This is a genomic window from Paenibacillus jilunlii (assembly GCF_900102965.1).
In the GTDB taxonomy this organism is placed as follows: domain Bacteria; phylum Bacillota; class Bacilli; order Paenibacillales; family Paenibacillaceae; genus Paenibacillus_AQ; species Paenibacillus_AQ jilunlii.
Map to the genome: position 1 here is coordinate 667,079 of NZ_FNGM01000001.1, position 15,102 is coordinate 682,180.

Annotated in this window: 12 protein-coding genes; all 12 read left to right on the plus strand. The window is 52.5% G+C overall.

All coding sequences use genetic code 11. The annotated features are described in order from the left end of the window. The first annotated feature begins 73 nt into the window (after window positions 1-73). The 12 genes from BLQ82_RS03190 to chvE all read left to right on the plus strand — a co-directional run bounded on the left by BLQ82_RS03190 (window position 74) and on the right by chvE (window position 15,003). Window positions 74-1,399, plus strand: coding sequence for an ABC transporter substrate-binding protein (locus BLQ82_RS03190; RefSeq protein WP_062524098.1), 1,326 nt, complete (start codon window positions 74-76; stop codon window positions 1,397-1,399). A 116-nt stretch (window positions 1,400-1,515) separates the two neighbouring features. Then, window positions 1,516-2,412, plus strand: a complete 897-nt coding sequence (locus tag BLQ82_RS03195; RefSeq protein ID WP_062524145.1) for a carbohydrate ABC transporter permease — start codon at window positions 1,516-1,518, stop codon at window positions 2,410-2,412. A gap of 3 nt (window positions 2,413-2,415) precedes the next feature. Next, entirely contained in the window at window positions 2,416-3,255 is an 840-nt protein-coding gene (locus tag BLQ82_RS03200) for a carbohydrate ABC transporter permease (RefSeq protein ID WP_062524099.1), read from the plus strand. Between the two features lie 194 nt (window positions 3,256-3,449). Continuing rightward, on the plus strand, window positions 3,450-4,241 hold the full coding sequence (locus BLQ82_RS03205; RefSeq protein WP_062524100.1) for an SDR family oxidoreductase: 792 nt from the start codon (window positions 3,450-3,452) through the stop codon (window positions 4,239-4,241). A gap of 586 nt (window positions 4,242-4,827) precedes the next feature. After that, window positions 4,828-5,550: an MgtC/SapB family protein gene (locus tag BLQ82_RS03210; protein ID WP_062524146.1), complete on the plus strand. Its 723-nt coding sequence runs from the start codon at window positions 4,828-4,830 to the stop codon at window positions 5,548-5,550. An 83-nt stretch (window positions 5,551-5,633) separates the two neighbouring features. After that, window positions 5,634-6,623, plus strand: a complete 990-nt coding sequence (locus BLQ82_RS03215; protein WP_062524101.1) for an aldose 1-epimerase — start codon at window positions 5,634-5,636, stop codon at window positions 6,621-6,623. A gap of 290 nt (window positions 6,624-6,913) precedes the next feature. Then, a complete protein-coding gene (locus BLQ82_RS03220) occupies window positions 6,914-8,719 on the plus strand; it encodes an LTA synthase family protein (RefSeq protein ID WP_062524102.1) in 1,806 nt (601 codons plus the stop codon). A gap of 360 nt (window positions 8,720-9,079) precedes the next feature. Next, on the plus strand, window positions 9,080-9,379 hold the full coding sequence (locus tag BLQ82_RS03225) for a hypothetical protein (protein ID WP_074647699.1): 300 nt from the start codon (window positions 9,080-9,082) through the stop codon (window positions 9,377-9,379). A gap of 146 nt (window positions 9,380-9,525) precedes the next feature. Beyond that, window positions 9,526-10,539, plus strand: a complete 1,014-nt coding sequence (locus BLQ82_RS03230; protein WP_062524147.1) for a substrate-binding domain-containing protein — start codon at window positions 9,526-9,528, stop codon at window positions 10,537-10,539. Between the two features lie 24 nt (window positions 10,540-10,563). Then, complete coding sequence (locus BLQ82_RS03235; RefSeq protein WP_074647702.1) at window positions 10,564-12,426, plus strand: cache domain-containing sensor histidine kinase; 1,863 nt, start codon at window positions 10,564-10,566, stop codon at window positions 12,424-12,426. Window positions 12,427-12,453: 27 nt separating this feature from the next. Further along, window positions 12,454-13,692 carry a response regulator gene (locus tag BLQ82_RS03240; protein ID WP_062524148.1) on the plus strand — a complete coding sequence of 413 codons (1,239 nt, stop codon included), beginning with the start codon at window positions 12,454-12,456 and terminating at the stop codon, window positions 13,690-13,692. 216 nt (window positions 13,693-13,908) lie between these two features. Beyond that, on the plus strand, window positions 13,909-15,003 hold the full coding sequence (chvE, locus tag BLQ82_RS03245) for a multiple monosaccharide ABC transporter substrate-binding protein (RefSeq protein ID WP_062524149.1): 1,095 nt from the start codon (window positions 13,909-13,911) through the stop codon (window positions 15,001-15,003). Window positions 15,004-15,102 lie beyond the last annotated feature (99 nt).

Here is a 15,102-nt window from a genome sequence, read left to right on the forward strand (position 1 = left end):
GAAAATTTACATATGGAAGCGCTGCCAGTAAAACTGGACTTCCTGCCATCATACGAAAAGGGGAGATATTAAATTGAAAAAAAGATTCGCATTATTGGCTGTTCCGATGCTGCTGTCCATGCTTGCCGGATGCGGCGGCAACAATAACAGCACTCAGGATTCCGCAGCGACCAGCGCAGCCGGCAATCAGCCAGCACCGGCAACGGCCGCGAGCTCATCGGACCCTGTAACGCTGCGCATCGCCTGGTGGGGCGGGGATACACGCCATTCGTATACGCAGCAGGTCATTGATATGTATGAAGCCCAGAATCCCAATGTAAAGATCGAACCCGAATATGCATCGTTTGATGACTACTGGAAAAAGCTTGCTCCCCAAGCCGCGGCCAACCGCCTACCCGATATCGTGCAGATGGACGTGTCCTATATTAACCAATACGGCTCCAACGGCCAGCTGGAAGATATGACACCTTACTTGAATAAAACGATTCAGGTGGGCGATGTCAATGAAAACGTGCTGGGTACCGGCAAAATTAATGGCAAGCAGTACGGCATCCCGCTGGGTGTCAACGTGCTGGGCTTCCATTATGATCCCGCACTACTGAAGAAAGCGGGTGTAGACTCGATTCCTGACAACTGGACCTGGGATCAGTACAAGGAGATTGCTATGAAAGCCAAGGCTGCCGGGCTCTATATGGACTCCTCGATGGCTGCGGATATTTTTTTCAACTACTATCTGCGCACCAAAGGACTGTCGCTCTATAACACTGACGGCTCCGCGCTTGGGTATGATGACGATGCGCTGTTCAGCGGCTTTTTCGGCATGCTGTCCGATCTGATTGCCAAAGGAGCTGTACCTTCACAGGACAAACTGAGCCAGAACAAGGGTGTTATCGAAGAGTCGGATGTCGTGAAGGGAACCGGAATCGGCATCTGGCAGTGGTCGAACCAGTACGTGGCGCTGCAAATCGCCGTGAACCGTCCGATGGAGCTGGCCCAAATGCCTGGTCCGGATATGGAAAAAGGCCTGTATATGCAGCCAAGCATGTACTGGTCCGTTACAGCCAACTCCAAAAACAAGGAAGAAGCCGCCAAATTCATTGACTTCTGGACCAACAACGTTGAAGCGAACAAGCTGATCAAGGGCGAGCGCGGTGTGCCGATTTCAGGCAAAATCAAGGACTCCCTGGCGACAGAACTAACAGAGTCCGGCAAGCAGGTGTTCAAGTTCGTTGCCGATATGGAGCCAAAAACCTCTCCAATGAGTCCTCCGGTTGGCTCGCCTGAAGTTGTTGCCCTGCTAACCGATCTTGCGGAGCAAATGAACTTCGGGCAGATCACGCCGGATGCTGCCGCCGTGCAGTTCCGCAAAGAGGCCAGCGAGATTCTTGCGAACCGCTAATCCGGTGCTAACGGGTCATACCATACTGTGAATTCTAACTAGATTGGAGTTGGAGAACCTTGGGCTTAAGCAATCCTCTTACCACAAGTCCACGCGCCTATAGAGCGAAGAAACCGCTGGGCCAGCGGCTGCGCCGTAATCTGACGGGTTACGCCTTTATCAGTCCATTCATTATCGGCTTTCTCTGCTTTACGCTGGTGCCGATGGCCATATCCCTGTATCTGTCTTTTACCAAATATAATCTGTTCGCCCCGCCGCGCTGGATCGGATTCGATAACTATATCAAAATGTTCACCGGCGATCCTAAATATATGCATTCGCTGAAAGTCACATTGCTGTATGTGTTCGTCGGTGTGCCGCTCCGGCTGGGCTTCGCCTTGTTTGTAGCCATGATTCTAAATACCAAATCCAGGATGGTGGGAGCATACCGCACGGTGTATTATCTCCCCTCCATCATCGGGGGCAGCGTGGCTGTCTCCATCATGTGGCGCAATATTTTCAGTGATACCGGAATTATCAACGGCATGCTGGGCTTCTTCGGCCTGGGACCGGTAAGCTGGTTCGGCAACCCGGATGCTGCGCTGTTCATGCTGATCACACTGTCGGTCTGGCAGTTCGGCTCCTCTATGCTGATTTTCCTGGCCGGGCTGAAAAATATTTCAGGCGAGATGTATGAAGCGGCAAGTGTGGATGGAGCGGGCTTTTTCCGTAAATTCTTCAAAATCACCCTGCCGCTGCTCAGCTCCGTCATCCTGTTCAATATGGTGATGCAGACGATCAGCGCATTCATGACTTTTGTGCCTGCTTATATCATCTCCAAAGGCGAGGGCGGCCCGATGGACGGAACGATGCTCTATTCCCTGTATTTGTTCCGCCAGGCCTTCATGTTCAACAATATGGGTTATGCCTCGGCCATGGCTTGGGTCATGCTGCTGCTGGTCGGTGTGATGACAGGCATTCTGTTCAAAACATCCAAGTCGTGGGTCTTCTACGAATCGGGGGGAGGAAAGTGAGCCATGGCAAAGAATAAAATCAAATGGCCCATCTATCATATTCTCATCGGCGGGCTCGCTATTATTATGCTGTACCCGATTCTCTGGATGGTCCTCAGCTCCTTCAAGGAGAGCCGTCTCGTATTTGTTACCGCACAGACCCTGCTGCCGCATCCCTGGGAATGGGGCAATTACGCCAAGGGCTGGGAAGGGGTAGCCGGCTACTCGTTTGGTGTCTTTATCAAAAATTCCTTTGTAATCGTTATCGTGGCTACGTTCGGCGCAGTTTTCTCTTCTTCGCTGGTGGCGTTCGGCTTTGCCCGCAACAAATTTATCGGCCATGGCCTCTGGTTCGGGATCATGATGATGACGCTGATGCTGCCGGCAGATGTCGTGCTCGTTCCGCAATATATTATTTACACGAAGCTGAACTGGCTCGACAGCATCCGGCCGATCGTCATTCCGCAGTTCTTCGGAGTGCCGTTCTTTATCTTCCTGATGCTGCAGTTCATCCGCACCATTCCCGCCGAGCTGGATGAAGCGGCAACAATCGACGGCTGCGGCAAATTCAGGCTCTATTATAAAATCATTCTTCCGCTGATCCGTCCTTCGATGGCAACCGCGGCGATCTTCTCCTTCTACTGGCGCTGGGAGGATCTGCTGGGACCTGTGCTGTATCTCAATTCTCCTTCGAAGTATACGGTATCCATGGGACTCAAAATGTTCCTCGACAGTGAGTCCGTATCCAACTGGGGCCCGATGTTCGCCATGTCCGTACTGAGTCTTACGCCGGTCATGCTGATTTTCTTCATCTTCCAGAAGCAGATTGTGGACGGCATCAGCACCAGCGGTCTCAAGGGCTAGCCGGAGCCTGAGCGTGGATACCCATGGACCGGAGGGCAGCTATATAAGATGAACTTAATAAATTCAAACTTATTTAGAAGCGGTTCATGTGAAGTTATCAGCCATGTTGACGATTCACTTCCTGGTATGCGAGGTAAAGGTTAGGGAAACAACTTAACTTGAAAGCGTAATTACTATAGGGAGGGACTTCGAGCATGGCAGAGAAAAAGTTGGAAGGTAAAGTGGCAATTGTCAGCGGCGGCGGGTCGGGCATCGGACGGGCGTCTGTGCTGGCTTTTGCCCGCAGCGGGGCAAAGGTCGCAATGCTTGACCGGACAGTCGAGAATGCCGAGAAAGTCCGCAAGCAGGTGGAGGCTGAAGGCGGTGAGGCTGTCGTCATCGAATGTGATATTGCTGAGCCGCAGCAGGTCGAAGAAGCCGTGAAGCAGGCCGCCGACAAATGGGGCAGGCTAGACATTGTTTTTGCCAATGCCGGTATCAACGGAGCGATGACACCCATTGAAACCATGGACATTGAGTCTTGGGACCAGACCATGAACATCAACCTGCGCGGTACCTTTGCCACAGTCAAATATGCGATCCCTTATTTAAAAGCAAACGGCGGGAGCATCCTGATCAACAGCTCAATTAACGGCAACCGCGTCTTCTCGAATATCGGCTTTTCTGCATACAGTACGACAAAAGCCGGACAGATCGCTTTTATGAAAATGGCAGCCCTGGAGCTCGCACAATACAAAATCCGCGTCAATGCTATCTGCCCGGGTGCGATTACCACGAATATCGACGACAATACCTATCCATCTGAAGATTTGAAGGAAGTGCAGATTACCGTAGAATTCCCGGATGGCGGAGAGCCGCTGGAAAAGGGGCCGGGCCGGCCCGATCAGGTCGCCAGGCTGGCATTGTTCCTGGCTTCCGATGATTCCGATCACATTACAGGTACAGAAATCTATTGTGATGGCGCCGAGTCGCTGCTGCACGGATAACCTCTACTAAGAGCACCGCCGGGGAAGCATATCTTTAATTTAAAAGTTGGCCCAAAGAAACGGATTCCGCCCCCTGCACCATGCACAGCGTATCAGGCTGGGAAGCATCGGCAGAGGGCGGGGGTGCCGTTTTTTTTAAAATCTAGCGCTGCGAAGAAGCAAGTGAGTAGTGCTAGTTGGAAAAAAGGAACTTATTTCTCCCTGAAATCAACAAAGGTGAGGTATAAGTGGAAAAAGGAAACTTAATGGGGCCATATTCCTTCGTCAGGAGTGAAATGAGCGGAATTAGTTACCCTTTTTCCACTTGGAACTGCCGAAGGATTCATACAGGGTTCTCCAGGCAACGCTAAACTGAAATCCCAAACGGCTACCTTATCCAGTCATGGACGGCGCAGCCGTTTTGTTTTTCTGATTGAGGAGACGCATTTGCGGTTTTTATAAAATATAAGGCGGAATTTATATGCTTCCGCTATAAAATTATCTTATATTTACGCTGAAAGGATACCGTCCTTAAAAAGGACGGCAAAGCCGCTTCCACTTGAGGTATACTTATCCTATCGTCTTAGAAGAGAGGGCACTTATGAACATGGATTTTAACCTGCATATGGAATCAATTGTTAAACTGCTAGTGGCCATGCTGTTCGGGCTATTTATCGGGATTGACCGGCAATTGAAGCAGAAGCCGCTGGGCATCCGGACCAGTATGGTCATCAGTATTGCGAGCTGTCTCGTCACGCTCGTCTCCATTCACGCCTACGACAAATTCGGCGGGCCGGATCATCCGAATATGGACCCGATGCGTCTTGCGGCGCAGATTGTCAGCGGGATCGGGTTCCTGGGTGCGGGTGTCATACTCCGCCGGGGCGGGGATGCCATTTCGGGACTCACTTCCGCTGCACTGATCTGGACGGCGTCCGGTATCGGAATCGCAGTCGGGGCAGGGTTCTATGTGGAGGCGGGGTATGCGGTGGTGCTGCTGATGTTCGCTGTCAATGCCGTCCCGCATCTGATCAAGCTCATTGGGCCTGAGGTGCTGAACAAGCATGAAATCTCCGTCAAAATCATTATGGAACACAACTATGTGCTCACCGATGTCATTCAAAAAATTGAAGAGCGCCATGTCGTGGAATCCCGGAAGTCGAAGAAAAACGGAAGAACGATCCGGCGGATGAAAATCAAGGATCTGGAAGACGGGCGGCAAATGATTGATATGGTGATCTCCGCACCTGACCGGGAATATGCAACCGAAATCTACTATGATGTGAAGAAGATTGAGCATGTAATGAGCGTAGAAGTGGAACAGTTGTAAAAATGACATATTCCCTCCTGGACAGATGTGGTAATCTATCTAGGAGAGAGTCATTTTGAGATTATGGAAGGGAGAAACACAACATGTCAATTACTGCTTACGAAGGTCTATATGAGGGAGAGGCAGCGGTGTGGCTGAAGGCCGGCCGGTATGAAGCAGCCATCCTGCCCGGCATCGGCGGGAATTTGATCTGCTTCCGCGATACCGAAAACGGTTACCGTTTTTTGCATGAGCCGGGTGCCGAAGAAATGGAAGCGTTTAAGGCAAGCCCGGGGATTCACGGCATTCCGGTGCTGTTTCCGCCGAACCGCTATGAGGACGGGGAGTTTCCGTGGAACGGACAAACCTACCGTTTCCCGGTAAACGAAGAAGCTACAGGCAACCATCTGCACGGGTTCCTGCATACAGCGGCATGGGAGGTTGTGGAATTCGGCAGCAGCGTAAGCGAAAGCTTCGTCACGGTTGCCATCAAGGTGGATGAGAATCATCCGTCCTATCAATACCTGCCGTTCAAATATACGGTCAAGCTGCGCTACAGCCTCGGAGAAGCCGGTTTGTCCCAGCAGCTGCTGGTTCATAATGATGGTGAGGCGCTTATGCCTTGCCTGCTTGCTTTCCACACGGCGATTAACGCCCCCTTCGCACCGGGAAGCACCGCACAGGATTACCGCGTGAAGCTGACCATCGGCAACCGCTGGGAGCTCAGCGACCGCATGCTGCCGACAGGCTCTTTCCAGGAGCTTACAGCAGACGAGATTGCACTGCGTGATGAAGGCTTGTACCCGTTCTATGCGCCTATGGACAACCATTACACTGCTGCCGCCCAGAATGGACGCAACCGCATGGAGCTTACGGACAGCAAAGCCGGAGTTACTCTTGTATATGATGTAGGCACTTCCTATAAGCAATGGATGATCTGGAACAATGGCGCAACCGAAGGTTTCTTTTGTCCGGAGCCGCAAATCAACCTGGTCAACGCGCCAAAGGTGGATCTTCCCGCCGACGAGATCGGATTGTTTGGTCTGGAACCGGGTGAATATTGGGAAGAAACCAGCCGCATTTATGTGAAATAACGCTGGGCCAGCAAGGTACAACCAGAATGATGAGTGGATGGGGTGCAGCCAAGGTGGCTGCGCCCTGTTTTTTATTATTAGAGAATTATACAAAACATAAGAATGTGGATGGGTTCACCGCCAAGTGAATCTGATATTTGCACTGGTCTATAAAGAGTGAACAGAAAAGTTACCAACAGGGAAAAAATTTTATGTTCAGTTTACAATGGGTTAATTTTGCGAGTATTTTTAATGCTCCTTTAAGCTAGGAGGCGTATACTGTACGTTTAGTACAGATAGGAGTGAAAGCAATGCGTTATTTTAGGCCATCCAAAAAATTGGGATTTCTGCTGCTCGGCCTGCTGCTGGGCGGTTTTGTGCTGAACTTTTTTATTCAAGCCGCTTCGCTGGATATGAATTTCATGAGTGTTGTAGAGTGGATCGGTAAGTTCTATTGGCTGTATGTGGGCGGCAGCTTGTTTTTTTTCTTTGTTCTGCTGGCCTTTTCGGCGGTACTGCCCAATCTGTATATTGGTCCGGTGATTGGCTTCTTGCTGGTGCTTCTGCTCGGCATCGCCAACTACAAGAAGCAGAGCACTACAGGAGAACCGCTGTTTCCCTGGGATCTGATGCTGGTGAAGAACGCCGGAGAAATGAGTAAAATCACCAAAGGCATGATTTCGCCGCTGGCGGTTGGAGTCGCAGTGCTGGCGGTTGCGGCCGTAATCTGGCTGCTGGTCAAGCTGCCCCGGATCAAAGTTCAGCTGCCGCTTCGGCTGCTGCTCACTGCGGTATCTGCCGGGATGGTTGCCGGTTTTATCGTGATGGTCAGCGGGCAGACCACGTTCGCCTCCTCATTAAATTACCAGAATATTTTCTGGAATCAGAAGGTCAATTACTCGCAGAATGGGTTTGTGTTCGCATTTACCGGAAATCTGCGCCAGAATCTGCTGGAGCAGCCGGAGGGCTATAGCCGGGAGTCGGTAGAAGCCATTGCTGCCAAATACAGCTCTTTACCGGAAACGTCCTCTGCCTTGACGAAGGTCGAATCGCCCAACATCATGTTCATGATGGATGAGGCCTTTTTTGATCCCACCCGGCTGCCCGGAGTTACCCTTAGTGAAGATCCGCTGAAATTCATTCATCAAGCAGAAAGTGCCACACCGGCAGGGTATTTGCTCTCCCCCGAATTCGGCGGGAATACGGCTAATGTGGAATTCGAAGCGCTGACGGGCATGTCGATGTATTTTCTGGGAGATGGATCGATTCCTTACCAGCAAAGGATTGTCAAAATGTCCTCGCTTCCCTCCATCGTCAGCATTCTGAAAGAGAGAGGCTATCAGGCGCTTGCCCTGCATCCGTTCGATGAGACCTTTTATAACCGCAACCGGGTTTACCCGGTGCTGGGATTTGACCGCTTCACGAGCGAGAAGGATCTGCAGGACGCCGAGCGGATCACACCGGATGGCTATATATCAGACAAAGCCGCTGTGCAAGAGGCGATCCGTGAGCTGAAGGCTGCAGAGACACCGACTTTTTTGCATATGGTCACGATGCAGAATCATTTTCCGTTCACCAAAGGCCGGAACGGCCCGAATACCATCACTGCGCAGGGCGTGCAGGCCGATTGGAAGGATGAGCTGGAAACCTATGTACAGGATACCAAGCTGACGGACGAGGCGCTGTCTTATCTGCAGCAGGAGCTGAAGACCATTGAGCGGCCTACGATTGCTGTGTTCTGGGGAGACCATCTCCCGGCGCTGCCTGCGGGAATCTATACAGATGCGGGCTGGGATCAGCTGCTTCGTCTGAAGCATGAGACCAAGCTGATGATCCTTGCCAATTTTGATATCGGTAATAGCCCGCTGGGGACGCTCAGCCCCGCTTACCTTGGACCTGCCGTGTTCAAGCTGTCGGGCCAAACGCTGCCGCCTTACTATACAATGCTGGAACAGATGCGTGCACAGCTTCCCGGCCTGAGCAAAAAGGTGCTGATCGGCGCTTCCGGCGAGCTCTCCAGCCTGTCTCCTGAGCAGCAGTCGCTGCTGGATGATTACCGGATGGTGGAGTATGACCTGCTGGAAGGCGAAGGTTATGCTGCGGATCTGATGTTCTGACTATATAGATTGAACTTGAAAATTAGAAAAAGGGATAAAGTGGTGGAGGGGAAGTTTGGAACTGTAGGAGCGTTAGCGTCCGCCTTTGTCTGCGGATTTCCACCGCGACAGTGGTACAAATCTAAGAAATCTGCAGACGGGCAGCGGCCGGAAGTCCAAACATTCCCTGGAGTCACGTCCAAATCCCATACAGGAAAATCATAAGTGTGAGTTAAATAGAAATGATGATCTATACATGAGGGCTCTGCTGTGAATGGCGGAGTTCTTTTTTTGCAGTTTAGTTACTTATGTATTTTTTTCTGCTGTGGATAAGTTGTGTAAGGGAATAAGGGTCTTTTAGTTTGATTCGACTAAAGGACGATGTGGACTGGAAACAACGGCAGAAATGCCACTGTTGAAGCACGGCAGGCCGGTTCGTCCCGAAACAACGGCAAAAGTGCCGCTGTTGAAGCACGGGAGGCTGATTTATCCCGAAACAACGGCAGAATTACCGTTGTTGAAGCACGGCAGGCTGGTTTGTCCCGAAACAACGGCAGAAATGCCGCTGTTGAAGCACGGCAAGCTGGTTCGTCCCGAAACAACGGCAGAAATGCCGCTGTTGAAGCACGGCAGGCTGGTTCGTCCCGAAACAACGGCAAAAATGCCGTTGTTGAATTGTAAGCAGCTGGTTCGCCCTATCTTTTGGTCCGGCAAGGAAAGTTCTGGTACTATCATTGACGGAATAAGCAACTGGTCTTAACATATGGGGGTAGGCAAGGACCTTGAACACTGGAGTGGTTATCTTTAATTTTGAAAGGGGTTACATGGTGAAAAAGCTGGGGCTTGTCTATGTGCTGCTGATTGGCCTTTTCCTGATTTATGTGTTGAATTACAAGCTGCACCCTGATCCTGCGGACCCATGGGATACCGCCGGGCTGCGCGGCAACATTGAAGATAAATACGTGATGGTTACGTTCCAGAGCGGCATCGATTACTGGAAAAGCGTGCTGAAAGGCTTTGAGGATGCGGCAGAGGAGCTGAACGTTTCCGTAGAATACCACGGCTCAACCCAGCATAATGCCAGTGAGCAGATGACGGTGCTGGAACAGGCGATTGCCAAAAAGCCTGCGGGAATCGCAATATCAGCGGTAAATTCCAAGCTGCTGACGGCTACGATCGACAAAGCGGTGGAGAGCGGGATTCCGGTGGTGCTGTTTGACTCGGGGGCGCCGGACAGCAAAGCTTACTCTTTTCTGGGTACGGATAACTTCAATGCAGGGGCCGAAGCAGCCCGGACAATGGCTGAGCTCACCGGCGGCAAAGGTACTGTTGCCATCATTACAACGCCTGACCAGCATAACCATCAGGAACGCACCGATGGATTCAGCCACACCATCCGCAGTGAATTTCCGGAGATGAAGCTGGTTTCCGTAAAGGACGGCCGTGGGGACCAAGTGGCTTCCCGGCAGGCGGCAGAGGAGCTGTTGTCCCAGTATCCTAAGCTTGAAGGGATATTTGCCACGGAGTCAAATGGCGGAATAGGCGTGGCCGAAGCGGTGCAGGCGCTGCAGGGAGGCGGTTCAGCGCTGCAGATCATCAGCTTCGATACGGATAAGGGGACCCTCGACCTTGTAAAAGAAGGCAGGATTGCTGCGACCATGGCGCAAGGCACCTGGAACATGGGCTATTGGTCGCTGACCGAGCTGTTCCATCTGCACCGGGATTTGCAGGAAGATCCTGATGCCTATAAAGGCAGCAAGCCGCTGCCGGTGCCGGACAAGGTAGATACAGGGATTGATGTGGTGACCCGGGCCAATGTGGACAATTATTATGCCAAGTAGAGAGCCTCTGGGAAGGAGCAGCAGATGCGCAAGAAGGGTCTGAACATAGAGAAGCTGAAGCTGAACAACCTGCCGATCCGCTATAAGCTGATTATTCATTTTCTCCTGATCAGCATTCTTCCTTCGATCGGACTTGGGCTGCTGATCGGCTGGACGGTCGACCGGAATGTGGAAGAGCGGACCAATGAGAATACAATGCAGCTGATCGGCAAGGTCAACGCCGCACTGGAGAGTGAGGTGGAGAATCTGCAGAAGATCACCTATCTGATCTCTTTTGACCCCAGGGTGCAGGCTTTTCTGGACGGCTCCATCCAGGAGCCGGTGCAGGCAGCCAAATGGGCCGCTGGCGGAGAACCGGCGGAATATAACATCCGCAAATTTCTTCAGGGCTTCACCACCCTCAGCTCCGAGATTGCCGGAATCATGCTGGTGAACCGGAAAGGCGATTTCATCAGCAATGAGATGTATACCCGGCCCGGTACCCACATAACAGACGAGGACTGGTACAAGGAAGCGGCAGACAATAAAGGGATCTTCAAAATCATCGGCCACCCTTATGGCCGTGCCGTAATGTCGCATGCGGACTATAAGGAAAGCGAGGTTGTGTCTGCTGTGAGAGCGATTGTTGATCCGGAGACACAGGTGGTGCAAGGGGTTGTGCTTGTCGATTTGAAGCTTCGGGTGATTGCCGAAACGGCCAGAGATGTTACGCTGGGCAAAACCGGCTATCTGACCGTCGTCGATGGCAGCGGGGAGATGATCTATGCTCCGCAGCATCCGATTATGCAAGCGATCCCGGAGGGACTGTTCACCGAAAGCTCCGGTATTACCTCCGAGACTGTTGCCGGACGCCAGCTGCAGCTGATCTACAGAACCTCGCCTTTTACGGGCTGGACCACGATGGGCGTCTTCCCGATGGAGGAATCGGCGTTCGGGGTACGGGAGATTACATTTAATGTGGTCACCTTCGTTTTTATCGTCTGTATGCTGGGAATGACCGCCTCGTTCTATCTGGCGTATTCGATATCCCGTCCGATCGGCCAGTTGGCCTCCTTTATGAGCAAGGCGCAGTCCGGTGACCTGACAATCCGCTACTGGGGCAGCCGCTCCGATGAAATCGGCCTGCTGGGACGCAGCTTCAACTCAATGCTGGCCCAGATTGCCCGGCTGCTCTCGCTGACCGAGCTGCAGGCCCGGCAGAAGCGGGAAGCGGAGCTGCGCAGCCTGCAGGCACATATCAAACCGCATTTTCTCTATAACACTTTGGATACGATTCACTGGATGGCCCGCAGCAAAGGGGCAGAGGATATTGCCGGGGTGGTTCAGTCCTTATCCAGGCTGTTCCGGTTGGGGCTAAGCAAGGGAAGCGATCTTGTTCCGCTGTCTGACGAGCTTGAGCATATGGTGAGCTATCTGAAAATCCAGCAGGTCCGGTACAGCAGCAAGCTGGCTTACAGCATTGAAGTGGAGCCGCAGCTTCACGAGCTGTACGTGCTTAAGCTGCTGCTGCAGCCGATTGTGGAGAATGCGATCTATCACGGCATCAAGGAGAGGCGGGGTCCCGGGCATATCTCTATTGAGGTGGTCCAGCAGGAGGGAGACTTATGCTTAACGGTTCGCGATGATGGGGCAGGGATAACAGCCGAACGGCTTGCTATGCTGAAGGAGCGTCTTGCGGCAGTGGGCAGGAATACCGGTGAGGCTGCAGAAATTGATAAGCCGTTGCCGGGAACTGCGGGCAGCGGCTATGGGATTCTGAATGTGCAGGCCCGCATCAGACTCACTTACGGTGAACCCTACGGACTCGAAATATCAAGTGAGCGCGGGGCTGGAACGGTAGTGACAGTTCGGCATCCGGTTGTTCATAACAGCTATCCGGATGATTAAATGGAACCGAAAGGAGCCACTGAAGCCATGGATTCCTGGAAAGTCATGATTGCCGATGACGAAGCGATTATCCGTGACGGGATTAGGCAATGTGTAGATTGGAAAAGCTTAGGATTGCAGGTAGCAGCGGAAGCAGAGGACGGCGAGGAAGCACTGGAGCTGGCTGTCCAGCATGAGGTACACATAGCGCTGGTCGATTTGAACATGCCGATCATGCATGGCATTGAACTGATGAAGCGGCTCCGGGAGCAGCTGCCTGACTGTAAAATCATCGTCATCACCGGCCATGATGAATTCTCCTATGCCCAGGAATCGATCCGTCTGCAGGTGAATGACTATATTCTCAAGCCTGCCGAGCCCAGGCAGCTGATGCAGGTGCTTCGCGGAGTAAGGGATCAGCTGATAACGGAGAAGCAGAAGAACCAGCACCTCCAGCAGGCTTCCCGGCAGATCCTGAAGAACTTCCCGCTGCTGCGGGAACGCTTCTGCCAGGAATGGCTGGACGGCAATTTGAGCCAAAGTGAGATCATGGAGCAGCTGCACTTCCTGCGGCTGCCGGCCGAGTGCCCGGCGCTGGTCGGCATGATCCGCTGGAGATGGGAAACCCAGAACTCCGGAATGCAGGAGAAGGAGCGGCAGCTGTTTCTTTTTGCGATAGAGAATATGGTTACAGAACTGCTTCAGGATTATCCAAAAGTCATCTTCAGGGATGCCGCAGGCCTGATCATTATTCTGCTGTGGGATGCGGCCGGGGAACCGGTGCTGGCCGGGGTTGAAGCCGTAGTGCGAAGCCATCTCAAGATCGCCGTTGAAGTCGGCACCCAGGCGGTTGAGGGCGATGCCGCCGGTCTGGCCGCCGCCTACCGCAAATGCAGAGTGAACCTTTCCAGGGAGCAGCCGTTGTCTCCGCTGGTCCGCAGAGCAAGGCAATACGTGCTGGAGCATTATAGCGAATACGGGCTTACGCTTGAATCCATTGCCGGCCATCTTCATGCCTCGCCGGTCTATCTCAGCCGCCTGTTCAAGCAGGAGCTGGGAGAGTCCTTCGGCACGTATCTGACTCAGACCCGCATCCGCAAGGCAGCACAGCTGCTGCATTCCACAGAGCTTAGCATGAGCGAAGTTGCGGAACAAACAGGCTACGAGACCCAGCATTATTTCAGCACAGCCTTCAAAAAGCAGACAGGTGTATCCCCGCTGCAATTCCGCAAAGGCGTGCTTCCCGGCGGAGGGGGGCGTGGCGGCCGTGCGGAAGAACAGGATTGAACTCATATACTGCAAAAGAAACCACATGCGGTTATTCCCGTATGTGGTTTCTTTTGCAGTGTTCTGTAACTTCTGAAAACGCTGACAAAAGTTCTGATTTTATAAAAACAGTAGCTTCAGTGTAAATACGTCCCTCTGTCCCCCTTGCTATACTCAACTTGTCAAACGGGCCGAGCCGCCCGGGACACCAGAATAGTTCAGGGGGTAGCGCAGATGATGAAAAAGTATTCATGGATCATGCTGGCATTGGCACTTGTACTGATTGTATCCGCATGCGGCAATAACGGCGGGAACAGCTCCGGCGGCAGTTCCGAAGGGGAGAACGGGAAGGTGGGCATCGCGATGCCGACCAAGTCCTCGGAGCGCTGGGTGAATGACGGCAACAACATGGTCAAAGAGTTCGAGAAGCTGGGTTACGGTACGGACCTGCAATATGCAGAGGATGTCGTAGAGAACCAGGTGTCGCAAATTGAGAATATGATCACCAAAGGCGTGAAGGCCATTGTCATCGCTTCGATTGACGGTGAAGCCCTGACAGATGTCCTGCAAAAAGCGCATGATGCAGGTGTGAAAGTGATCGCGTATGACCGCCTGATCAAGAAGAGCGAATATGTCGACTACTACGCCACCTTTGACAATTTCAAAGTCGGTGTTCTGCAGGGTTCATACATTGAGGAGAAGCTGGGACTCAAAGAGGGCAAAGGGCCGTTCAACATTGAGCTGTTCGGCGGTTCGCCGGATGACAACAACGCCTACTTCTTTTTTGACGGGGCAATGTCGATCCTGAAGCCTTACATCGATTCCGGCAAGCTGGTTGTCCGCAGCAAGCAGACCACGATGGATCAGGCAGCTACCCTGCGCTGGGACGGCGCGGCGGCTCAAGCCCGGATGGATAATCTGCTGAGTGCGAACTATGCCAGTGACAATCTGGATGCTGTGCTCTCACCTTACGACGGCATCAGTATCGGCATTCTTTCCTCTCTGAAGGGTGTGGGCTACGGTTCTGGCGACAAAAAGCTCCCGGTTGTTACGGGACAGGACGCCGAGCTGGCATCCGTTAAATCAATCCTGGCTGGAGAGCAGACACAGACCGTCTTCAAGGATACCCGGGAACTGGCCAAAAAAGCGGTGGAAATGACCGAAAGCGTACTGAAAGGTACGGAAGCGGAAGTCAACGATACCACCACCTACGATAATGGAGTCAAAATTGTACCCTCCTATCTGCTTGAGCCGGTCTCTGTAGATGCCGGCAACGTGGATAAAGTGCTGGTAGACGGCGGCTATTATACCAAAGAACAGCTCGGTGAATAGCCGGCTGGAACGCTACTAGCGGGTGCTGCGGCGGCAGTTTATATATAGTGGCTGCCAGCCGCAATAACCGCTGCTACAGTCACAAAGAAAGCTGGGTGA

What these genes read in the sequence shown, in the direction of transcription:
- BLQ82_RS03200 (WP_062524099.1), top strand. Translation starts at nt 2,416, where the DNA reads ATGGCAAAGAATAAAATCAAATGGCCCATCTATCATATTCTCATCGGC.
- BLQ82_RS03205 (WP_062524100.1), top strand. Translation starts at nt 3,450, where the DNA reads ATGGCAGAGAAAAAGTTGGAAGGTAAAGTGGCAATTGTCAGCGGCGGC.
- BLQ82_RS03210 (WP_062524146.1), top strand. Translation starts at nt 4,828, where the DNA reads ATGGATTTTAACCTGCATATGGAATCAATTGTTAAACTGCTAGTGGCC.
- BLQ82_RS03215 (WP_062524101.1), top strand. Translation starts at nt 5,634, where the DNA reads ATGTCAATTACTGCTTACGAAGGTCTATATGAGGGAGAGGCAGCGGTG.
- BLQ82_RS03220 (WP_062524102.1), top strand. Translation starts at nt 6,914, where the DNA reads ATGCGTTATTTTAGGCCATCCAAAAAATTGGGATTTCTGCTGCTCGGC.
- BLQ82_RS03225 (WP_074647699.1), top strand. Translation starts at nt 9,080, where the DNA reads ATGTGGACTGGAAACAACGGCAGAAATGCCACTGTTGAAGCACGGCAG.
- BLQ82_RS03235 (WP_074647702.1), top strand. Translation starts at nt 10,564, where the DNA reads ATGCGCAAGAAGGGTCTGAACATAGAGAAGCTGAAGCTGAACAACCTG.
- BLQ82_RS03240 (WP_062524148.1), top strand. Translation starts at nt 12,454, where the DNA reads ATGGATTCCTGGAAAGTCATGATTGCCGATGACGAAGCGATTATCCGT.
- chvE (WP_062524149.1), top strand. Translation starts at nt 13,909, where the DNA reads ATGAAAAAGTATTCATGGATCATGCTGGCATTGGCACTTGTACTGATT.